Origin of the sequence: Alteraurantiacibacter aquimixticola, from assembly GCF_004965515.1 — a bacterium.
Lineage (GTDB): Bacteria > Pseudomonadota > Alphaproteobacteria > Sphingomonadales > Sphingomonadaceae > Alteraurantiacibacter > Alteraurantiacibacter aquimixticola.
In genome coordinates this window covers 305,583-331,144 of the sequence record NZ_SSHH01000001.1, presented here as the reverse complement: position 1 = coordinate 331,144, position 25,562 = coordinate 305,583, and the positions used below count along the sequence as shown (strand labels likewise).

Here is a 25,562-nt window from a genome sequence, read left to right as displayed (position 1 = left end):
ATTGGAGGCGCAGCGCAAGGTGATCTCGCGCTGCGCTCAGCTTCCTACATGAACCAGTCGGAATAGATCGGTTCGCGACGCTCCAGATTGTCGGCCTGATCGAAGCCTGACCCACCGAAGGCTGCCATCGACTGGCGGATCATCGCCACCCTGTGGCTATCAATCTGTGCCTGGCGGACTGCCAGACCCGCTGCCGGCCTGGCCTGCAACGGCAGGTCTGCCGTCGAACGCGGCATTGCAGCTGCACCGTCCTGCAGGCTGGCGAGGCTGACACGCTCGGTCTCCGGCAAGTCCTGCCCCCGGCGCGTCGATCCCGTCGTGTCATAGGCATCGAATAGCGCCGCGATCTGGTCGGGACCGCCCTGCCGGATCCGGTCGAACAACGCGCCGAGGCCCGGCACGCCGCCATCGCTTTCTCCGCGATAGGCGAGCGCGAGATCCGCAGCGGTCGAACTCGTGCCATCGTCGCGCAGGAAGCTGGTGGTCGCGAGCACGCCATTGCCGCCGAAGAACCCGCGACCGTCCGTTCCCTCGATTGCATCGAGGCGGATAGCCGCAATCCCCACGTCGCCAAGCGTGAGCAGCTCCCCTGCATCGGTGATACCGTCGCCATTGCTATCCCGCCACACGCGCAGCTCGCCAAAGCGTGCATCATACACGTCAACCAGGCCGTCCTCATTGCTGTCGAGCCATGCCAGGCCCTGCAGCCCGCCCCTTGCGAGCGGGCTCTCCGCCGCCAGCGAGAGTTCGGATGCCCCGGTGATCAGCCCGTCATTGTTGCGGTCGATCACCAGGAAGCCGTCATCAGCGCCCAGCCAGCTGCTGTCTTCCAGCGTACCGTTTCCGTCGAAGTCGAAGCCCGCATCGGAGCGGCGGCGCCTGACCATCTCCAGGCCATCGCCGTCGAGGTCGAGCGCGACAGTCGCGAACAGGCCAAGGGTGTAGCGCCAGCGGGAGATCACGGAATGCGCACCAAGATCCTGCGTGCCCCGCCAGCCGCGCCCGAAGCCGAGCTGCGTGGCGGTGATGCCGGGCAGGTTGGTCGCGGCCGAGTAATAGGTCAGCGCGGCATCGGCAAAGTCCCGCTGCTCGCCATTCGCCATGGTGAAGCTGCCAGTGTTGATCACCGCGATTTCGCCCGGCAGGGCCGCCCCGTCGACCGGCGTTCCGGCAAGGTCGATCGAGGCAATACCGGCCTCTGCCAGGCTGAGGGTTTCGCCCGCATCGACCGCGCCATCGCCATCCACATCGCGCCAGACGCCGAATTCGGCAAAACGCGCGTCTGAAGCATCGAGCACGCCGTCGCCATTGCTGTCGAAAGCGGCCAGGCCGGCGAGGTCGGAGGCAGCGCCCACCACGTCGTCGATGAAGCTGATTTCCTCAACGCCCGACATCGTGCCGTTTCCGTCACGGTCGAGATAGAGGAAGGCGTCGCCCGCGCCGATCCAGCTGGTGTCGTCCGCCAGCCCGTCGCCATCCAGATCGAAGCGCGCCTCGCTATCGGCGGAGCTCACCGTCTCTATACCGTCGCCATCGAGGTCGAGAATGATCGGCGAGGCGATGTTGAGCGTCTCGCCATCCTTGAAGGCCAGCTGTTCGATCGAGGAAAGCTGATCGGTGCCATCATCGCCATGGGCAATCGCGCCAAGGTCACGGACCTGCAGGCCGAGCGTGCCGCCCTGCGTGACCAGCGCATAGCTGTCACGATAGCCCAGCATGCGGAGCGTATCCATGCCGCTGCCGCCATAGATCAGGTCGTTGCCATGGCCACCGATGAACACGTCATCCCCGGCAAGGCCCACCAGCACGTCGTCACCTGATCCGCCGGCGAGCCAGTCGGCCATGCTGCCGCCCGTCAGTTCATCGTCGCCCACGCCGCCGAAGATGCGGTTGACCTGCTGGTCCGCACCCGTGAGGACATCCGCAGCCTGTGTGCCATAGGTCCAGGCAAGTCCGGTCGCGGCAGCGCCGAACGCGGCCAGAGCCACATCGAACTGGCGCGCATCGGCATCGGTGAAGGTGAAGCTGCCATTGGTGAACTGAAGGCTGGCGGCGCCCGTGTAACTGGCGCCGAAGCCGAAGCTTGCCTGAGCGCCCGGTGCAACCTCCTCATTGGAGATCGCAGCCTCGAACAGGATGTCGCCCGTCGCCAGCGTGGTGGCGGTCGCGCCCCAGACGCTGGTCAGCGTGAACACAACGCCATCGGGAACGTCGAGCACCATCTGCCAATCGTCGATCAGCGTGTCGCTGCTGTTGCTGAAAGAGACGTCCTGCGTGAGCCCGCCGCCCCAATCCTGCGTCGGCTGGACTGTCAGCAGGGTATCTCCCGCATCGGCGAGGTTCAGCGCCGGATCGCGATCGAAGATCACGAAGGCGAAGTCGCCCTCGGTATAGGGAGCGCCGTCGACCTGGATGGTGATCTGGAAGGTCTCGCCCTCGTCCAGTTCGGGCTGATAGCTTTGCCCGTCGGTGGAGAATATCGCCCCGTTTTCATCGATAGTGAAGCTCGCCGGGCCGGGGAACCCGCTGACCCAGCCGCCCACGATGGTGCCGGGGCCGGTATAGGTCGAGACGATGTCCCAGGCCTTCAGCTCGCCCTCGGCAATCGCTTCGGGCTGCACCGTATACTGGAAGGTGACGTTGTAGCCGCCGCCCCAGCTGGGATCATACCAGCTGTTGAGGCTCAGGAAACTGAAGCCCGCCGATTCCCCGCCGTCTTCGACGGTGATGGCAAAGTCGTCGGACACCGAGAGCGTGCCATCGCTAGCGGTCACGCGGATATCGAGCTGCTCGTTCTGGTTCGGCGCAAGGCCGGTGAAGGTCTGCGTGGCGGCATCGAAGATGAGCCAGTTGGGCAGGGCCGATCCGTCAGCCAGCGTCGCCGAATAGGTGAGCGCATCGCCATCCACATCGGCAAAGCTGCCCGCGGGAAGGGCGATCTGGATGTTCTCGCTCGCCTGGAACACCTGGTCGGCCAGCGGCTGCAGCACCGCCGGAGCATCGTTCACAGGGTCGATAGTCAGCAGGAACTGGTCGTTGACCACCAGCCCCTCGCCATCGGTCGCTGCCAGGCGGATTTCGAGCACGCCGTTGAAATCCTGCGGCGGAGTGCCGGTGAAGGCATTGCCATCGAAGGCGACCCAGTCCGGAAGATCGCTGCCATCGGCAAGCGTGGCGATGATCGCCAGCGCATCGCCATCGACATCGGTGAAGGTGGGCGCGTTGATGGCAAAGCTGAACGCGGTGTCCTCGTCCGCATGCACATCGGCATTGGCATCGACCAGCACCGGCGCATCGTTCACCGGATCGATGGTGAGCGTGAACACGTCGCTGGCCGAAAGCGCACCGTCGCTGGCAGCAACGCGGATCTCCAGCGTCCCGTTGAAGTCCTGCGGTGGCACGCCGGAGATCTGGTTGTCGACAAGCGACAGCCAGTCGGGCAGCGGATCGCCATTGGCCAGGGTAGCGGAAATGGTCAGCGCATCGCCATCGACATCGGTGAAGAGACCGGCCGGCAGGGTGATCGATACCGGCTGGTCCTCCACGCCGGCAACGTCATCAAGCGGTGCCGTCAGCACCGGCGCGTCATTGACCGGCAGGATCGTCAGCGTGACCGCGTCACTGGCCGACAATTCGCCATCGCTGGCGGTCACGGTGATGTCGAGGACGCCATTATAGTTGGCCGGCGGAGTGCCCGAGATCACGCCATCGGCGAGCTGCAGCCAATCGGGCAGGGGATCGCCATTTGCCAGCGTTGCGCTGATGGTCAGCGTGTCGCCATCCAGATCGACGAAGCGTTCGACCGGCAGCATGATCGAGACGGACTGGTCTTCCATGCCGAGATAGTCGCCCAGCGGTCCGGTAAGCTCCGGCGCATCGTTGACCGGGTCGATGGTCAGCAGGAAAGTGTCGCTGACGGACAGCTCGCCATCGCTGGCGGTGACGGTGATTTCCAGCGAACCATTGAAGTCCTGCGGCGGCGTGCCGGTGAAGGCGTTGCCGTCGAACGAGAGCCAATCGGGCAGCGCATCGCCACCCGCCAGAGTGGCGGTCAGCAACAGCCCATCGCCGTCGACATCGGCGAAGGCATCGATCGGAAGCGCGATGCTGAAGGCCGCATCCTCGGGCGAGGAAGCGTCGTCCAGCGCATGCGCCAGTACGGGTGCATCGTTGACCGGGTCGATCGTCAACACGAAGTTGTCGCTGACCGACAGCGCGCCATCGCTGGCGGTGACGGTGATTTCCAGCGCGCCGTTGAAGTCCTGCGGCGGGGTGCCGGTGAAGCTCGTGCCATCGAAGCCCAGCCAATCGGGCAGCGGATCGCCGCCCGCCAGCGTGGCGGTCAGCGTCAGCGCATCGCCGTCCACGTCAGCAAAAGCATCCGCAGGCAGGTCGAAGGCGAAAGCCGTGTCTTCGATAGCCGTGGCATCGGCAAGACCAGCCAGCACCACAGGCGCATCATTCACCGGATCGACGGTGAGGACGAAGCTGTCCGACACCGGGAATTCGCCATCGCTGGCAGTGACGAGGATCGTCACGCTGCCAATGAAGTCCTGCGGCGGCGTGCCCGAGAAGGTGGCGCCGTCAAAGGCAATCCAGCCGGGCAGCGGCGAGCCATCGAAGAGCGTGGCGCTCAGCAACAGGGCATCGCCATCGACATCGGCGAAGCTGCCTGCCGGGAGCGCCAGCGAGAAGGCGGCATCTTCCGCAATCGCTCGGTCGGCCAGCGCCTGCGCAAGGACCGGCGCATCGTTCACCGGGTCCACGGTGAAGGTAAAGGACTGGGTGGCCGAAAGCGCACCGTCCCTGGCAGTGACCTCGATTTGCAGCGCGCCGTTGAAGTCGGCGGGCGGAGTGCCGGTGAAGGCGTTGCCGTCGAAGCTCATCCAGTCGGGCAGTGGGTCGCCGCCAGCCAGCGTGGCCGACAGCGTCAGCGCATCACCATCGACATCGCTGAACGCCGCGGGGTCGATCGCAAAGCTGAAGGCGCCGTCCTCATCGGAACTGACATCGGCAATCGCATCGCCTGTCACCGGCGCATCGTTGACCGGCAGGATATCGATCGCCAGCGAGGAACTGGCGGTCCCGCCATTGCCGTCGCTGACGGTCAGGCCGACCGATGCCGCGCCGGTGCGATCTGCATCGGGCACGAAGCGCAGGAAATCGCCTTCGATCGTCGCGGTACCGCCGACAACTGCGGCGATCGACAGGGTCAGCGGATCGCCGTCCACGTCGACATCGTTGGCAAGCAGGTCCGCCACCGCGACCAGCAGCACCTGGTCCTCGTCCACGGCGACCGGGCCGTCATCATTGGCAATCGGTGCATCGTTGATCGAGGCGACGAAGACGCTGATCGTGGTGGTCGACTGCGCGCCATTCGTATCGGCGACCGTATATTCGAAGGTCACCAGCCCGTGCGTATCGGCAGGCGGCGTGAGGACCACCGTGCCATTCGCCTCGAGAACGGCAGTCGCGCCTTCGGTGATGGCGGAAACGCCGACGATCTCGATCGCATCGCCATCCGGATCGACGTCATTGCCCAGCAGCGCCGAGGGGGCGAGATGCAGGGCAACGTCCTCGTCGGTCGCCAGCACATCGCTGCGCACACGCGGCGCATCGTTCACCGGGGCCACGGTGATCATGACATGGCCGGTGGTCGGACCGGCATCGTCGTCGGTCACCGTATAGTCGAAGCCAGCTGTGCCGTGGAAATCGGCATCCGGGGTGAAGGTCACCACGCCGTCTTCGAGTGTGACCGTACCGTGCAAAGCATTGCCCACGGCTGAGACGCGGATCGGGCTGCCATCGGCGTCGGTATCGTTCGCCAGCAGTTCCGCGGCATCGATCGCCAGCGGCGTATCCTCATCGGTGACGAAGGCATCGTCGCCCGCTTCCGGCTTGTCCGGCAGGTCGGTAATCTCGACCGTGACCGTGGCCCAGTCTTCGGAGACAAGCCCCTTCTCGTCCCGCGCCCGATAACGGACGGTAATCGGGCCATTGTAATTGGCCGGAGGCGTCAGCAGCAGGTTGATCCCGTCGCGCACGATCGTGCCGATATCGGTCTCGAACTCGGCGAACTCGAGCAAATCGCCTTCCTGGTCGCTGTCATTGGCGAAGAGATCGGCGGCGCGCAGGACCAGCACGCTGTCCTCGTCACCCACGAAGGGCCCTTCGTCGTCTACCACGACCGGCGCGTCGTTTTGCGGCGCGATATCGAGCGTGACAGTGGCCTGGCGCTCGAACTCGCCGTCGCTGATCCAGTAGTAGAAGGAGGCGGGACCGTTGTAGTTCTCGGCCGGAGTGAAGACGATATTGCCATCGCCATCGAAAGCGACCGAGCCATGCTCGGGGAAATCGTCGAGCCGGGAAACTACCAGCGTATCGCCATCGGGATCGGTGTCGTTCGCGAGCAACTCAGCCTGCGTGATGATGAGCGGCGTGTCTTCCAGCGCGTCGAAGCTGTCATTGCGCGCGGTCGGCGGATCGTTGGGCGGCAGGACGTTGACCGCGACCGTGCCGCTGCCGGTGAGGCCGGTGCCATCCTCGATGATAGAATAGGTGAAGCTGGCGGGGCCGACATAGCCGTCCGCCGGCGTGAAGCGGATGACCTGGCGGCCTTCGACGACTTCCAGCACCGCCGTGCCATTGCTGGCAGTGCCCAGGCTGTCGAAGGAGAAGGCATCGCCTTCGGGGTCGGCATCATTGGCCAGCAGCGTGGCGACATCGATCACGATATCGCTGCCGCTGCGCACGCTGGCACTGTCATTGCCGGCGCGCGGCGCATCGTTGAGCGGGCGGATTTCCAGCGTGACATGCGCCCAGGCAAAGCCGCCATTGCCGTCGCTCACCTGGTAGGAGAAGCCCGCCGTGCCGCTGTAATCGGCCTCGGGCCGGAAAGTGACATAGCCTGCCGCTTCGGACGATGCCGTTCCGTGATCGTCGGCACTGGTCGAATAGCCGACAATGCTCAGGCCGTCGCCGTCGATATCGCCATCATTCTCGAGCAGCCAGCCACTCGGAATATTGAACAGCTCATCCTCGTTGAGGATGAAGGTGCCGTCATCCAGCGCGAAGGGATCGTCGTTCACCGGGCGGATATTGACCTCGACCCGGCCGGTGGAGACACGGCCGTTGCCGTCGGTGACCTTGTAGGAGAAATAGGCGTCGCCGTTGAAACCCTGCGCGCCGGTGAAGGTAATCGTGCCATCACCGTTCAGCACGGCATGGCCGCCGGAAATGTCGCTCACCTGGATCACACTCAGCGTCGCATCCGGATCGCCACCGTCATTGATGGTGAGGAGGGCTGTGTCGAAGGTGAAAGGTTCGTCCTCGTCCGCCCAGCGCACGATGTCGTCTTCCGCCTGGAAGCGCGTCGCCGCAGCGGTCGCGTCGATGGTCGCGCGGTCCCACATAGTGCCGTCATCGAAGACGATGCTCTCGATACCTGCGCCACCGCCGGAGAAGTGGTCGACGATGCGGACCAGGTCGATCCCGAAGCCGTCGCCCTGCTCCAGCTCGACCATCAGGTCGTCACCATCGTAATAAAGGCTGACCGCATCGGTCGTGTAGCCATCGACGATCCGCAGCACGTCGACATCGGTGTCGAGCGCGGCTTCGCGGATCACGTCCTGGCCGGTGCGGTTGCCGAGGATATAGGTATCGCTGCCGCCACCGCCGGTGAGGTCGTCATTGCCGCGATTGCCGTCGAGCAGATTGTCGCCTGCATCGCCTTCGATCACGTCGCCATAGAGCGATCCGCGCACGTCCTCGATATTGGCGTAGCTGTCGCCATTCGCCTCACCGCGCGAACCGCTGCCGGTAGCAAGGCTCATCGTAACGCCGCTGTCGGCATCGGAGAAGTCGAGCAGGTCGCGTCCACCACGCCCGTCGATCACGTCGGCGCCATTGCCGCCGGCGATCACGTTATCGCCATCGTCGCCCAGCAAGGTGTCGGCCGCTGCCGAGCCGATCAGGTTCTCGATGCCCGAGAGCACATCGCCCTCGGCATCGCCGCCGCTGGCCGTGCCCGCCGCGAGGTCGATGGATATACCTTCGGCGCTGATCGAATAATCGGCAGTGTCGATACCTTCGCCGCCATCGATCACGTCCGAGCCGCGACCGCCGACGAGATGGTCATTGCCCGCCCCGCCCAGCAGCACGTCGTCCGAACGGCCGCCGTCGAGGAAGTTGTCGGCATCGTTGCCCGTCAGGCTGTCCGCATGGAGCGTGCCGATGACATTCTCGATGCTCGTCAGCGTATCGCCCTCGGCCTCGCCGCCGCTGCCCGTGCCATCGACCAGCGAGACGGTCACGCCTTCGGCGGAATCGCTGTAATTGGCGGTGTCCACGCCTTCGCCGCCATCGATCGCATCGGCGCCCAGGCCGCCATCGATGAAGTCGTCGCCTTCACCGCCCAGCAGCTGGTCGTCACCATCGCGGCCGTAGATCAGGTCGTCGCCGCCGCGCCCGTCGAGCATGTTGGTCTCGAGCGAACCATAGAGCTGGTCGCCGCGCTCGCTGCCGATCAGGCCTTCGATGCTCTCGAGCTCGTCGCCCTCGGCATATCCGCCCTGGCCGATGCGCGCGAGGATATCCATGCGCAGGCCGACATTGGAATCGCTGAAATCGGCGATATCGAAGCCTTCGCCGCCATCGAGCAGGTCCGCCCCGTCACCGCCGCGCAGGATATCGTCGCCTTCGCGGCCATAGAGGTCGTCCTCGCCGTCCAGGCCGACAATCGTCTCCGCCTGTGCCGAGCCGATCAGCAGGTCGCGCACCGCCGTGCCGGTGATGACAAGGTCGCGTTCGGCACGAATGGTCGAGCTGACATGGCCGATATCGAACAGCCCGGTCTGGTCGTCGATCGCATAGTCGAACTCGATCGGCCCGGAATGGGAAGTGTCGAATTCGATGACGATGAACTCGCCGTCATAGATCGACCAGCTGCCGGTGCTCAGGTTGAGCAAATCGTCCAGAACAACGCCGGACTCGCCATATTTGTGAACCCATCCGGCATTCGCGGAGAAGATCGACTTGTCGATGTCGTAATCATTGGCAAGCAGCTCGCTAATCCGCAGGACGAGCGGGCGCTGGGCGCCACTGTCGAAGCCTTCGTCGTCCAGCGCGGTCGGAGCATCAGGCGTATTCTCGAAGTTTACATCGATCCGGCTGGTGGAGGTAAACTCGCCATCGGTGATCTCATAGTAGAGTACGCTACTGCCCGGGACATTGTCCTTGGGCACCAGCACCAGGTCGCCATCTTCATTCCAGTACCAGTCCTTCAGCCGGTAGGCCGACGGGCCGAGGCTGTAGACGCCCGGAAGGACGGTCAGCGTGTCGCCATTGGGATCGAAATCGTTGGCGAGCAGCTCCTCCTTGGTGATGATCAGCGGCGTGTCTTCGGTACCGGTGAAATCGTCCCATCCGGCCGTCGGCCCGACATTGCCGGTGGGGCGGAAATAGAGGCTGACCGTGCCGTCGCTCACCGCATTGTGCGGATCGCTGATGACATAGCTGAAGGTGGCGGTGCCCCAGTGCCCTTCGTCGGGCGTGTAGGTGATGAAGCCGTCATCGCCCAGCACCACCGTGCCATGGCTGGCGTTGGTCACGGTATTGAGGATGATCGAGCTGTCCGGATCGTCGATATCGAAGTCGTTGCCAAGCAGGATCGAGGCGTCGAAGCGCAGGGCCTGGTCCTGCACGCCGAACAGCGCGGCAATGCCGTTCTTGCCCGTGGCGCTGTCATGCCTTGCCGTGGGGGCATCGTTCACCGGGTTGACGACAACGTCCACGCGCTGCGTGGTGATGCCGCCCTGCCCGTCATCCAGCGTATAGCGGAAGGCGGCAGTGCCGTTGAAATCGGCGCCGGGATCGTAAAGGATGGTGTTGTTCTCGAACAGCTCCACCGATCCGCCGCCGGAGATGATCGATACGGAGACGATGTTGAGCGGATCGCCGTCCACGTCATAGTCGTTGGCGGTCAGCACATCGCCGCTGAAGAACAGCAAGGTATCTTCATCCGTCTCCAGCGTATCGAGCGCCGCCACCGGCGCATCGTTCACCGGGTGCACGATGATCGGCACCGTCGCGGTGGCGAAACCGCCCGCGCCGTCGCTCACCTGATAGGTGATGCTCGTTGTGCCGAAGAAATCGCCGATCGGAGTGATGACAAGGCTGCCGTCATCCTGCATCTGGACGGAGATGTCGGCATTGCCCGTGACAGCCGAGATGGAGAGTATGTCGCCATCGATGTCTGTGTCATTCGCCAGCACAGTGGCCAGCGTTGCCGCACTGACGAGGAGCGGCGCGCCTTCATCCGTTTCAAGGCCGAGATTGTCGTTGCGCGCTACCGGTGCGTCATTGACCGGCAGCACATCGATTTCGACCCGTGCCTCGTCGCTACCACCCTCGGGCGTATTCGCGAGATAGGTGAAATAGGCCTTGCCGTTGAAATCGGCGTCGGGCGTGAAAGTGATGTCGCCATTGCTGGACAGGGCCGCCTGGCCGCCGACAACGTCATATATCTGGGCGATCGTCATGCGATCGCCATCGGTGTCGTTTGCCAGCAGGGTGCGCGAACGGATGACGAGCGTCTCGTCTTCATTGACCGTCAGGCCGGCATCGTCATTTGCCTCTGCCACCGGGCGCACGCGGAGCGCGAGCGCGGTATCGACGAAGCCCTGGCGGCCGTCGGACACGGTATATTCGATGCGCGCGACGCCGGTGAAATCGGCATCGGCGGTGAAGCTGATAGAGCCGTCCGGGTTGAGCACGGCGCTGCCGCCGACCACCTCGCCCAGTGCATGGATCGACAACGGATCGCCATCGGCATCGAAATCATTGCCGAGGATCGACGCTGCCGCGATTTGCAGCGTGGTGCCCTGGACAAGGTCGCGGAACCCGTCAGGATTGGCGACAGGGATATGGTTGCCAAGGATCGCATCAACCTCAGCGCGATCCCATACCGTGCCATCCGCGAATTCGATCTCCTCGATCGCATCCTCGCCATCGGCCAGCATGTTCACCAGCGTCAGGCTGTCTCCATCATGGCCGACAAAGGTGAGTACTACCCCGTCGGAGCCGAAATAGAGCCGCGTGAGGCGCGCATCGTCGGCATCGTACCCTTCGATGACCAGCCGATCGAAACCACCGCCATTGTCTTCGATCAGGTCATGCCCGTCGCCCGCGCGGAAAGTGTAGACGTCGTCGCCGGCAAGACCGTGCAGCTCGTCATCACCCTGCCCGCCGGCAAGCTGGTCGTTGCCGGAAAAACCCCAGATACGGGCATCGCCAGGCGCATCGAGCGCGGAGAGCAGCTGCGGACGCAGCGCGTCGGGCGACCAGGTCTCGCCATCGGCGAATTCGACGATGTCGACGCCCGTATCACCTTCCAGCAGGGCATCGGCCAGCACCACGCGGTCACCATTGGCGAACTCGATAACGAGGTCGTGCCCGGCAGGCGGGCTGCGGAAGAGCTGGGTGACGTCCGCCGCCAGATAGTTGGTGAACAGCAGCCTGTCCGCCGCACCGCCGGTATCGACAATGCGGTCCACGCCATCACCCGCAGCGAAGACATAGGTATCATCGCCGCCGAGACCGGCGAGGTTGTCATTGCCCTTGCCGCCCTGCAGCAATTCGCCCTCTTCGGTGCCGACGATGTAATTGTTGCCGGCATTGGCAAGGTCGGCGATCGCGCGGCCGACAAGTTCGGCATGATCCAGCGTCTCGCCGCTATCGGCGAACACCAGCGAAGCGATCGAGCTTGTGGGAAGGAGGCCGCCCAGCAGCAGCACGGAATTCCCGTTGCCGAAATCGAGCAGCAGGTCATCATTGCCTGCCTCGAAGCGGCGTACTGTGAGATCGGCGGAGGCCAGCCCCTCGACCACCAGCGTGTTGCTGCCGGCGGTGTCGCGCAGGACGTCGCGCCCGTCACCTGCGGAGAAGTAGTAGGTGTCATCGCCGCCGGAGAGGTCGAACAGGATGTCGTTCCCGGTCCCGCCGCGAATGTTGTCATTGCCGCTGCCGCCAGTCAGGCGATCATCGCCCGCCTGACCGCCGATCGACACACCGCCGGGGCCGCCGGTGATGCGGTCATCGGCAGCGGTGCCGCCATAGGCAAGGTCGCGCAGCTGCTGCGCGGTCCAGATCGTGCCATCCGCGAATTCGAGGAAGTCCACCCCGCTGTCGACCTGATGCAAGCCGTTCCTGACGGTGATCCGGTCATTGCCGCCAAGGATGGCGATGCGGTAGTCGGCGTCATGGGCCGTGACCTGCAGGTCGGCCGGAGTGATCCCGGCACCCAGCAGGATGCGATCGGCGCCACCGGCGCCACCATCGATAATGGTATCCCCGCCACTGCCGCGCTTGAAGAAATAGGTGTCGTCGCCACCCTCGCCGGACAACGTGTCCGCCCCTCTGCCGCCATCGATGAAGTCGTTGCCGGTACCGGCATTGACCGTGTCGATCCCGCCCAGTGCCAGGATGTGGTCATCGCCTGACGTGCCGGTGATCGTGTCGTCACCCTCGGTTCCGGCCGGTCGCTGCTGCGCAATATAGGCGGCATCCCAGACCGTTCCGTCCTCGAAACGGATTTCGGCCAGCGTGTAGCTGGAATACCTGAAGGCGTTGGGGATGGTGATCCGCTGGTTGCCGCCGTCGAGCTGCAATTCCAGCTCGTTGCCGTCGAAGATCATGCGGACCTCTTCCGGCGTAATACCCGCGCCGAAAGTGATCACGTCGCTGCCGTCACTCGAGCTGACCAGGATCGTGTCCTGTCCGTCGCCACGTTCGAAATGATAGGTGTCGTTGCCGCGCCCGCCGTCGAGGCGGTCATTGCCCGTACCACCGATCAGGAGGTCGTCGCCGTCGCCGCCGTCGAGGAAGTCATTGCCCGAACCGCCGGAAATCTGGTCGTCGCCATCACCGGCATAAAGGTCGTCGTCCCCGGCCCCGCCATCGATCACGTCGTCATAGTTCGTGGCGGTTAGCTCGTCGTCGCCGCCAAGCATGTCGATAACCCACGGCATGCTGGTCCAGTAGAGATTGAGGTCGTCGGCGCCTTCGGTGGGAACGAAAAGCTGTACGACGAGCGCCGCGCTTGAGGCGACCGACCCGTCAGAGAAATGGAAATCGAAACGATCCAGCCCGGCGTAAGTGAGCCCGTCAATCGTCAATCGGTCTTCGGCGCCATGAATACGAATGATCAGGTCACTGGAAACGAAGCTGACCTCGAGATCGTCGATCGTAAGACCGGCGCCCATTTCGATGATATCAGGGCCAACCTGCTCGGAGTCACGCTCATAGATGGTGTCCTGGCCGCTGCCGATGCCGAACAGGTAAGTGTCGTTGCCTCCCTCGCCCCGCAAGTAATCGTTGCCGCTGCCGCCATCGAGGATATCGGCATCCGGAGTGCCGTGCAGGCTGTCATTGCCGCCAAAGCCCTCGATCAGGCTGCCGTCGGTCGTGCCGAAGACATCGTCGTCGCCATCGCCCCAGCCGAGCCGCGCGATAACATCGTCCGCGGTAAGTATCGTGCCATCGGCAAATTCGATGGTTTCGATCCGCTCCTCGTAACTGGCGTACGAGAGGAGGTTGATGACCCCGCCGCTGAGCAGGTTGGTGATCTGGATATGGAAGCTACCGAGGCTGGAAAAGCTGATATCGGCCGATGTGATCCCTTCGGCGAACAGGATCCGATCGGTACCGCCATCATCGCCAATGTCGATCTCGCCGCTCGAATTGCGGATGAAATAGGTGTCGTCACCCAAGCCGCCATAGACATCGTCATTGCCGAAGCCGGGATCGAGAATGTCGTTCCCGTCATAGCCCCATATCTGATCGCTGCCGGCGCCGCCAAAGATCCAGTCATCCAGATTACTGCCGTCGAGATAGTCTTCATACGGACTGCCAAGGATCTGGAACCCGCTCGGGCCGGTGCCACCGGGGGTCGAGATCGGGTCGAGGTAGGATTGGTAGATGTCGATGGGAAGCGCGGAGAGGTCGATGTCTTCCGGTGCAACTCCCTCCAGGCGAAGGAACGGGATGAACTCGGGGGAGATGCCCAAGATCTCTCCGTCGTCGAGGACGTGCAACTTCACATAGGAGATCAGTGTGTCATCGCCATCGGGATTGAGGGACAGGGCAAAACTGACGTCCGGATAGAAGTCCATGTGGGATGGATCTTCGACGAGGGCGTTGGAATCGATGTAGAAGACCAGGCTATCTTCGCCCGGCGTGAAATCGGTGATCACGTCGATTTCGTGCAGGCCGCCGAAATAGATCAGCGGATATGCCGACACATCGATCTCGAAGGTATCGGCACCGGCGCCGCCGGTCATATAATCAACCTTGAGATCGGTGTAGTTGACGATGGTGTCGTTGCCACCGCCGGCATCGACCACATCAGCGCCTTCCCCGGCAATCAGGAAGTTGGCACCGTCATCGCCGATCAAGGTATCGTCACCGCCCGCAGCCCACACGTCGCCTTCGCCCGACACGAAGATGACACTGCTGTAACTGCTTGGGTAGTAATCGGTTTCCCCGTCAACAGTGATGATATCGGGGCCACTCTGGCCAACACCGTCGGGATGGAAACCCTGCCAGAACTGCGTGAAGTCCAGCGCGGCAGGATCGACGCCCTGCAAGGTTGCAACGGGCGTCGCATCCGATCCGTCGCCGACAAGGCTGACCATCAGTACCGCATCGCCGCCCTGTTCCACCCATGATAGATGGCCGGTGACAAAGGGATCGTCCCCGAATTCGAAACCAGCGAACTCGGCGAAGGCCCTATCGTCAATCCAGACGTGGTTTCCGCCGGCACCAGCGATGAAATTGGTGTAGGTCCGGTTCGGACGTTCGAGGTCGATCTCGATCGTATCACCGGCCAAGACGTCGATCACCTCCGGCGGGAAGGTCTCTCCGCCGTCACCGCCGCCGGTTGAACTGATATAGGGTTCGCCGGCAAAGGGATCGTCCGGCAGCGCGCCGAACAGCTCGGAATCCCCCACTTCCGAAGAGACGGTCAAATCGAACAGATCATCCGACGTCCACACCGTGTCGTCGGCGAAGTGGAATTCCTGGATACCGTAAGCGGAGCCTGAGTTCTGGTCGAGGATGGTCAGCGAGTCATTCGTGCCGCGGATGTGCAATTGCACATCGTCCTCGCCGCGATCGACGACCATGATGTCGTCGGGCGTGATCCCCTCGCCGAAATAGACGCGATTGAGATCGGCGCTGTATCCCTCATAGATCGTGTCATGTCCGTCGCCGAGGTTGAAGCGATAGATGTCGGCGCCGCCTCCCAGGGCAAGCCGATCGGTGCCGGCGCCGCCGGTTGCATCATTCTCGAGATAGCTGCCGAATACTTCGTCATCACCAGCAGTGTGCTGCGAGATGATCGCATCGATATCGGCAAGGGTGAGCACCGCGCCACCGTCGAACTCGAAAGTCTCGATGGCATAGGAGGGCGAATACAGGCCCGATGATATCTCGATCCGGTCTTCTGTCCCGGCAATGCGGAATTCCAGCGTGCTGCCAGAAGAGATGAATTGCAGATCCTCGGGCGCAATACCCGCGCCGAAGACGATGCGGTCCGTTCCGCCATTGTCGTAAATGCGGTCCTGACCATCGCCGAGGTTGAAATGATAGGTGTCGTTGCCGCCCGATCCCTTGAGGTAGTCGTCGCCGGGGCCGCCGGTGATCACATTGGCGCCGCTGGTTCCGTCGACTTCGTCATTGCCGCCCAGCGCATCGATGTCCGGCTCGGAACTGGAGAGATTGACGTCGTCGTCGCCTTCCGTTGCCCGCTCCGTCACCACCGGCGGGCGCAGCGTCATCTCCTCCAGCATGGCCTGCGTCCACACGGTGCCATCCGCGAACTCGATGAAGTCGACTCGCCAGCTGGTACTCGAATAGTGGTTCTTGAGAGTCAGGCGCTGGTCGTCCGCCAAGCGGATGACGATGTCGTTGCTGACCCGCTCGACATAGGCATCGTCGGGCGAAATGCCTTCGCCGAAGCGCACCGTGTCGGTGCCTCCGGATTCGTAGATCAGGTCCTGCCCGTCACCCTTTTCGATCAGGTAGAGATCGTTGCCGGAGCGGTCGTACATGGCGTCATCGCCCTTGCCACCGACATAGGTGTCGGCACCGCCCCAGCCATCAAGCCGGTCATTGCCATCGCCGCCATAGAGGGTCTCACCCGGATCGCCGCCTTCCAGCCAGTCGTCACCCGCTCCGCCATCAAGCGAGCCGCCGAAATTACGCGGAACGAACATATGATCGTCGCCATCGGTGCCGATGCGCGCCCGCTCGGCCATGTCGGCCTGCGTCCAGACGGTACCGTCCTCGAAGACGAATTGCTCGATCCGGTAACTGCCGTTGAACAGCTCGTCGATGAACAGCCGGTCGCCGTCCGCCCCGACATAGAGCAGGGCGTCATTGGTATTGAGCATGGTGATACGGACATCGCCGGGCGCGATGCCCGCACCGAAGCGGATGGTATCGGTCCCGCCAGTATCGCGAATGCTGTCGTATTCATCGCCGAGATTGAAGATATAGGTGTCGTTGCCACCAGCGCCGTTCAGCGTATCGTTGCCGGGACCGCCGGTGATCACATCCGCGCCGCTGGTGCCGTTGATGGTGTCGTCACCATCGGTGAAGGCGAGAAAACCCTCCGTGTCGGTCTGCAGGCTGTCAGCTATCTCCGAACGGGCAATGATCGAGCCATCCCCGAAGCGGATTTCCTCGATCCCCGCCGAACCGGCGAGGGCCTGGCCGCGGAGAATAATCCGGTCCTCGCTGCCGGCAAATTCGACAAGCACATCGCCGCTGCCGTCGTAGAGATAGGAGAATGAAAGGTCCGAGGCCTGATAGCCCTCGATTTGCAGCACGTCGGTTCCGCTGCCGCTGTCAATGATGACGTCGGCCCCATCGAACCGGCGGAAGACGTAGGTGTCCCCACCCGACTGGCCGACGATGATATCGTCACCGCGCCCGCCGGCGAAGGTCGCCGGCGGTGCGCCGGCATCGGGGAAGCCCTGGATCAGGTCGTTTCCGGCTGTCGCCGCCGCTTCGATGATCCGCGCACGGATGTCTTCGGACGAGAGCACGTCGCCGCCCGAGAATTCATATTCCTCGATCCGCGAGGCACCAGAAATCGCGCCACGGATGATCGTTTCACCTGGAAGACCGGCAAAGGAAATGGCGATGTCGCCGCTTTGCGGGTCGAGCCTGCGCACCTGCAGCCGGTCGATCGAACCGGCTTCGAAGCGCACGCGATCCGTTGTCCCGCCGGTGTCGGAGATGATGTCCAGCCCCGGGTTCGCGCCGATCACGTAGAGATCGTCGCCCGTCAGGCCCTTCAGTTCGTCATTGCCGGCGCCGCCCTCGATCAAATCGTCGCGCCCGGCGAAACCGACGACGATATCGTCATTGTCGGTCACCTGCCCGGAAATCAGCGCATTGCGCACGTCCTCATAGGAATAGGTGAAGCCATCGGTGAGCACGATGCTTTCGATCTTGCTTGCATCGAGCAGGCCATCGCGCACCAGCAGGCTGTCGCCGGTCGAAGGAACGCGGATGACCAGGTCGTCGCCATGCGCCTCGAATGCGAGCATGTCGGGACTGATGCGCTCGCCCATCTCGATGCGGTCGATGCCGCCGGTGTCCTCGATCGCGTCCTGGCCGAAGCCGACATCGAAACGATAGGTGTCGTTGCCCGTATAGCCGCGCAGATCGTCGGAACCGTAACCGCCGGACAGCACGTCATCCCGGCCTTCGAAGCCGTGGATCAGGTCGTCGCCATCGGTGCTGCGCAGCAGCGCCTCGAAAATCTCGGTCTCGCCCCAGATGGTGCCGTCTGCGAAATCGRAGACCTCGATCTTCCGTCCGCCGAGCCCGTCGACAATCCGCAGCTGTTCGAGCGAATCCGTCAGCGTTATGATGATGTCGGTGCCTTCGCGGCGCAGGATCACGTCGTCGGGGCTGACCAGTTCGCCGAACACCACGCGGTCCACGGCCCCGGCAACCGATTCCGAATCGAGCTTCTCGGTGATCGTGTCGAAATCGTAATTGGTGCCGAACAGGTAGGTATCGGAGTGGAAGCCGCCGAAAAGCTGGTCGTCGCCTTCGCGGCCGTCGAGGATGTTCTCGCGATCCTCGAAGCCGTTGAGCACGTTGTTGCCGCGCGTACCGCCCGAAATCTGCAACCGCTCCTCGACATCGGCGATGGTCATCACCGAGCCGTCGAAGAATTCGAAAATCTCGACACCCTTGAGCACCGATTGCCACTGGCCGAGAATCCGCAGCGTGTCGGTATAGCCGACGAAGCTGATCAGCAGGTCGTCGCCTTCCTTGGAGAAGCGGACATCGTCATATTTGACATCGGCACCGAAGCGCACGCGATCGTCGGCACGCCACTGGCCGCTATCGATCCGGTCGTCGATGATGTCGTTTCCGTAACCGATATCGAACAGGTAGGTGTCGCCGTCGGACGAGCCGCGCATGATGTCGTTACCGCCGCGTCCATCGATGATTTCGGCATAATGGGTGCCGATCAGGATGTCGTCTCCATCGGTACCCACAAGGTCGATGTCGTCAGCGCCAAGGTCGGTCCAGTCGACCTCCAGGCCGTTGAAGACCAGTTGCTCGATCACCTTGTCGCCCAGGCGATCGTACTGGCCCAGCAGCGTTACGCTTTCGCCGGTCTCGCGAATGATGAAGGTCAGGTCCGCGCCGTCACGAGCGAAATCGATGCCGAACAGGTCGGTATCGGTGATGTCGAGCACGTCGAAACCGGCGGGAAGCAGCAGGTGCCGGCCTGCGCCGGTATCGAGGATACGGTCGTGTCCATATCCTTTTGAGAAGATGTAGCGGTCGCTGAACAGTCCGCCCTTGAGCAGGTCGTTGCCCGCCCCGCCATCCAGCGTGTCGTTCCAGTCGAAGCCGATGATCGTATCGTCGCCATCGGTCCGCTCCAGCGCCAGCAACTCGCGCCCCAGCCGGTCCTGGTCCCAAACCGTGCCATCGCCGAACTCGATGAAGTCGACATTGTCCTCCCAGACGATCCAGAAGGCATAGGTGACGTGGAACTCGTTCTTGAGCGTGATGACTTCGCCGGTGTCCTTGACGCGCAGCTGGACGGTCGCCGAGCCGGGCTCGCGCAGCAGCTCGATATCGTCGGCATTGATGCCCTTGAGGATGAGGCGGTTGTCGGTTTCGAATACGCCGATGCCGACTTCGAAAGAACGGTCCTGGATGACGTCATTGCCGTAGCCGCGCTCGAAGATATAGGTGTCGGCCCCGTCGCCGCCGGCCAGCAGGTCGTCGCCTGCGCCGCCGTCCAGCGTTTCGGATTCGGAGAAGCCGAAGATCGCATCCTCGCCATCGGTGCGCGCTTCTTCCAGCACACGCTTGCGCATCTGCTGCTCGTCGAGGAAGCTGCCATCAGCGAATACCAGCCGCTCGATGCGGTTGGGGCGCAGGGTGGTGATGAAGGCGTTCTGCTGGAAGAACTGGCCCTGGATGGTCAGCGTGTCGCCGGTATCATTGCCGTCCTCGTCCAGCAGGGCGATGACCAGGTCGTTGGAATCGCCTTCGCGCCGCAGCGAGATCGAATCTGCGGTAATGCCCTCACCGAAGGAGACGAGATCGATTCCCTCGCGGAAGGGATTGTTTTCCGCGTCGATGATCGTGTCCTGGCCGTAGCCAAGCTTGAAGATGTAGAGGTCGCCATCGCCGCCGCCGCGCAGGATGTCGTTGCCAGCGCCGCCATCCAGGACGTCGATCGAATTGGTGCCGAAGACAACGTCGTTGGTGTCAAGCGGGTGGCTGGCCGCATAGGCCATGTCGATGAAGTCCCACACCGTGCCATCGGCAAAGACGATCTCGACGATTTCGGTATTGTCGGAGAAGTCGCCGCCCCAGATGCCGGGCCAGCGCCCCTCGAACTGGTCACGGATGGTGACCGTGTGCCCGGTGGAGATTTCCTGGATCACCAGGTCCTCGCCATCCTTGTAGAGGTAAACGTCCTCGGGCGTCAGATGGGCGAAGCGCAGGTAGTCCGAAGCGCGCGGCTGCAATATGCCCTCGACATCCTGGATCGTCACGTCGACGAAATCGCGACCGATGACATAAGTATCGCTGCCCAGCCCGCCCCGGGCCATGGTCGCCCCGGCGGCGACATAGATCAGGTCGTCCCCGCGCGTGCCGTCGAATTCCGGATTGCCCGCATCGACGATGCCGACGCGTTCCTCGTTAACGGAGAGAGCTTCCGCCACCTGCATGAAGCTGGCGTCGACCGGGGCGTTCTCGAACGCCGCCACGATCATGTGGAACAGGAATTCCTGGCTCTTGGGTCCCTTTCCGTGCCGCTTGAAGTCCGGATAGACCGTGTTCAGCACCCGGTCCCATTCGCGCAAGTAATCGACCGTCTCGCTCGCCCCGGCGGGTGCGGCTTCGAGCACATGGGTGAAGAGCGGGATCAGCTCGCGGCCGGAAGTCGCCTGGAAGGTATCGGTGGCGGGATCGTAGTCGACGCCCTCAAAGAAGCTTGCCAGCCCGCCTTGCGATGCGATGCGCACCGCCATGGCACGGCCGACCGAGAGGAAGGAATCCACCAGCGTTCCGGCGAATTCGATATTCTCCGAGATGCTGTAGTCATAGGCGAGCGAATTGTCGGGCGCGCTCTGCGCGATGAACAGCTCGGGGCGGAATTCGAAACCGGCTGAGGCGAAGGCGAACTCGATCTCTTCCAGCGCCATGACTTCGACACGCACCGCGCTGTCGTCGCTGTTGTTTGCATCGGGCAGGTTGTCGAGATCGAGCGCATAGCCACGCAGGCCGAACTGGCCGGGGCCATAGGCCGCCTGATTGTCGAGCGCGCGCTGGAGGTTGCTGGCCCAGACTGCGAACAGACCGTTTTCGTCGCGGATCCACACCGAATAATCGGTGACGATGCCGTCGCGAATATAGAAGGCCGCCTTGTCGTATTCCTGTTCGATCGCTGCGGGGGCGAAGGCTTCGACGCGCCATTCCTGACCGGCACCCGCCGCCTGTGCACGGATATCGTCGAGGCTGGCACGGTCGATGGACGCACCTGTGGCGTCGAGCACCGAATTGCCGCTCGCCAGCTCCCAATATTCACCCTCGGCATCCTCGCGCCGGATCGCATAGTCGAGCACCACGGCAACGCCATCGACCAGCTCGACCAGATAGGCGGTCTCCTCGCGCGCCTCTGGCTCGAAACCGCGGCCCGCGGGGGTCCAGCCCTGCATCAGCTGCCATGTGCCGCCACCTGCATCGGCCTGCGCCAGCACCTGTTCCAGTGTCGGCCTCTCGATCGTGGCGGACGCGCCGTCGAGCACGGGATTGCCGCTGGCGAGCTGCCAGTAGCCTCCGCTCGCATCCTCGACATAGACCGCGTGGTCCACCAGCTCGCCTGCGGCATCCACCAGCACGGCGGAGAGTTCACGGGAGGCGGGATTGGTCCGCGCCCAGGCACCCAGCACCTCGCGCGCCTGGTCGCGCAGCAGGTCTAGATCGCCGGTGGTCATCTGTGCGGCGGTGGTCGCCAGCAGATCCGCCAGCGCGGCGTCGTTGCTCGCCGCCACCGCAAGGTCGGTCAGCACGCCGTAGCCCTTGGCCCCCAGCGCCTCGCCGGAAGCGCCCTTGGGAGCGAAGTCGGCGAGGCCCTTGTCGCCAAGATAGCGTGTTTCGCTACGGTCGGTCTGGAATACCAGTTCGGCCATCGCACCGGTCGAACCGTCAGAGCGGGCGTAGAAACCCTCCGCCCGGATCGTCGCCCCGCTGGCGACCTGGATATCCACTTCGGTCGGGCGGACGGAGAAGGCGGTGATGTCGAAAGCGGCGAGGTCGTGCAGCTCGCCCGCATCGGTGATGCCGTTCTCATTCGCATCGCGCCAGATCTGGAGGTCGGCGAAGTTCACATCGGACGCATCGACGATCCCGTCGCCATTGCTGTCCCATTCCTCCAGCTCGGTATAACCCGACAGGCCCGGTCCGCCGAACAGCTCCGTCGCATCGATCGTGCCCGAACCATCGGCATCGTGGACGAGGAACCCGTCCTCGCCCGATATCCAGCCCGACTTCTCGCCGAACAGGTCGCCGTCATTATCCCAATAGACCGCGCCGAGCCCGGTGGAGACGATACCGTCACCATTGAGGTCGAGCACGAGGGGGTCGTCGGAGGGGAGCCACAGCAGGTTCTTGGCGAAACGACCCACCGCACTGGCAAATTCGCCAACATATTTGAACAACGCGAAGAGCAGGCTCATCTCGTCGTCGCCGCCGAAGATGAAGAACTCCATGCCGAGGTCGCCCTCGTCCCAGTCCTGCACCACCATCGTGTGCGAGAGCAGCTCTTCCTCGGTTTCCTGCGCGGAAAGCTTGGGACCGAAGGAGACCAGCAGCTGGCCGGTCTCCGTTTGGCCATAGGTAACCCAGGGCAGCAGCCAGTCGCGCGCAGTGCCTTTTTCCAGCGAAGCGCCAAGCCAGCCGTTGTTCGTGCCGCCGGTCAGTGGCGCTCCATACAGCTGCAGGCGGTCGTTCTGGCCGGCATCCATGATGAAGCTGCCAGCCGACCACCAGAAGGTGTCGTCATTGGTGTTCCCGGTGTAGGAGACGCCCTTCCCGTCGAGCCCATCACCCCAAAGCTGGCCTTTATAGGAGGAGTTGTAGAGGAAATCGCGCCCCTCTCCGCCAACCACGATCGCACCCTCGCCCCCGCGCACCAACAGGCGGTCGTCATCCTCCCCACCATCGATAGTAAGCCGCAGTTCTTCGCCAGCCTTCAAGGCATAGGGGTCAGGCTCGGGACCAGTATACTCTTCACCCGCAGCCAGCGCCGCAGCCTTGGCATCCGCCAGTTCCTGCTGCGCGGGATCGAAATACTCATCCTTGGCATAGTGCTTCGCGCCAACATACAGCACCACGTCCTCGCCCGCGCCGGCGGTGATCGTTCCGTAGCCGGAGTGGATACCATAGTCCTCGGCTGTAAAGGCGAAGTTGTCGTCCTTGTCTGTCAGGATCACATTTTCGAGACCCCTGGTCTTAACGACGTCGTCGCCTGTCAGGATGTCCTCTAAGAAAAAACTCGCGCCGCTGAGGTTGAGCAGCAGAGTCGGAATCGCCGACAGGAAGCCGAGCGCCGAATACTCTGAAAACGAAAGATTGCCCATCGCAGCCTGGCTTGCGCCATTGCGCCAGAAGACCCCGTTGTTGCCGGAATCTCCACGAGCGGCAAATTCGACAGTATCAAGATGAGCGGACGTAACCACGCCTTGCTCCGGCGCCCCCATGTCCACGGTAAACGTGGAGCCGAACAAATCGACGTAACCCGTAACGTAATCATTGGTCGTCGCACCATCGAGCTTCAGATGGTCGGCATATTCGGTGAGGACGAGCTTTTCTACGTCCTGCATCCGGTTGACATTGGTCTGTCCGGTTAGCGCGCTCTTCAGCGTGAACTCGATATCGGTCTTGCGATCGTTATCCGGCGACGCAACCGCTGCAAGCGTGACCTCATAGCCGCCGAGCGCATTATCGGCGCCAAGATCGACCGTGTCTTCACCCTCGCCACCCTGGAAGAAGTTGCGGCCGTGGATATCGGCGAGAATATCGTCTCCATCGCCGCCGAACAGCATGTCGTCGCCAAGTCCACCGATCAGCGTGTCGTTGCCGCCCGAACCGATCAGGAAGTCATTGTCGTCGGTTCCGGTAACCTTGTCGTCGCCATCGCCGAGAACGAATACGGCGATCTCGTCATCCGAGAGGTTGCCTGAGCCGCCCGGGGCATGCCCGTCGAAAGCCTCGTCCTTGGTCTGCAAGGAAAGACGCCCGACGATCGTGGCCGGGTTTTCTACATCATAGAGCCATTTTGCACCGGCACGTACGGGAGAAGCCCATTCGACCCCATCAGCCTGCCCGGGCACAGGCCCGTAATAACGAAGGGGAAATTGGGTGTCTCCGGTTGCGTTTCGCACCAGCGTGGAAATCCCGACGATTTCCATGTCCTGGTGTTCCTTCCCAGCATCCCAAGTGGCTTCGGAAAGGTCTATCGAAACAGCGGTGAGATCGGCGTTCGTATCAAGTACGCCGGCAGTAAATTGTTGGTCTTCAACATCGGCAAAAGCTAATCGACCTGCATATTGCGTAATGATACGGGCGAGATCGCCGGCGAGGTTGCGGAAACTCTCGGAGATGCCGTCCGCCTCCATGACGCGACCAAGCACATTGGCGTCTTCGTACCATGCTTGAATTGCAGTATCGCCGAAGGGCCGCTCACCTTCTGTGATTGCAGAATAGGCGATGGCTGCCCTCAGCTGGTCGGTCGGAGCATACTCACCCTGACCGCCGCTTTCCACAGAACCCGAAGAACGCCCGAGCGCCTCGCCAATGTCGTCGTCAAAAAGCGCCTCGATCAGCTCCGGAGCGACACCCTGCCAATCAGTGGCGACAGGTATCACCTCGGCATATTTCAGGATAACGAGCAAAGCCTGGCTATGGCGCTTGACCAGATCTGTAGATTCAGGAAGAGCACCATGGAGGCTCAACTCTTCCGAGGGCACCGTCCCTTCGGTCAAGTTGGCCGAAATGGCCTGGCCAAAGGCGTCGGCTGCAACGCCGGCAAGCGTTGCGCTTCTCGTGAAAAAGGCCGCAACCGTCGCAATCAGTCCAATGAGAAACTGCGCACTGCCGTTTCTCACATAGTGCAGCATTTCCTCTTCGACTGAGATGGCATTGAAATTGTCGGTCGTGGGCTTGCGGAAGCCCAGCTGTTCGAAATCCTCATCTGTAAATGTAGACAAGCCCTCAAGCTTGCCCAGAAGCCCTCTTATCTGCGTAATCTCCTCGGGCGTCCCGATTTCGGCCAGAGCGTCCTCGAAATCCGTGCTTTCATGCGCGACGAGCAGCGCATACATCATGCTTGTCGCATAGGTATATGCGCCCTGCGCGAAGGGCATGTGATCGTAACCATAACCCTCAACACCAGACAATGAGGCCACGAGGCCTGCCAGCCCCCCGCCGAGCGAATGGCCCACAACCACGACATCCCCGGGGACGTCGTCGGACATGATTTCGGTTACTTCCCGGTCGGTAACGGCGCTGTAAAACTCGATTGCCAGTTGGCTTTGGCTTTGTGCAGGACCGACACCCAGGGAGCCGAACAGGTCACCAAGCACCCCACCGACCGCATCGCCGAAGATGTGTTCCCACAGCTTGTCATTGAGAGACTGCGTAATGATGAGATCGGGGTCGCCGGCGCCGAGACCGTAACCCGTATTGGCATCCTCGAACGGGTTGTCCGTCCCGCGATAGGAGATGATCGTTTCACCTTCCCACTCGTAGGCGACGGCGTAGAATTCGGATTGGCGCGCAGCAGAATCCTCCGATGTGCCGGACTGCTCGACAATCTGCGCGGTTCCAAGATATTCACCTAGGTCGTCATTGGGTTCGTCAGGACCATTGTCCCCAACCTTAAGCCTACGACCGTATCCCCGGTTGTACGAATCCATCGCAAGAATTGCGAGGAAGAGATCTCTATTCAT

1 protein-coding gene is annotated in these 25,562 nt (G+C 62.7%); it reads right to left on the bottom strand.

All coding sequences use genetic code 11. The features are described 5' to 3' along the window. Positions 1–44: 44 nt before the first annotated feature. Positions 45–25,562, bottom strand: a complete 25,518-nt coding sequence (locus E5222_RS16790; RefSeq protein ID WP_136691783.1) for a tandem-95 repeat protein — start codon at positions 25,560–25,562, stop codon at positions 45–47.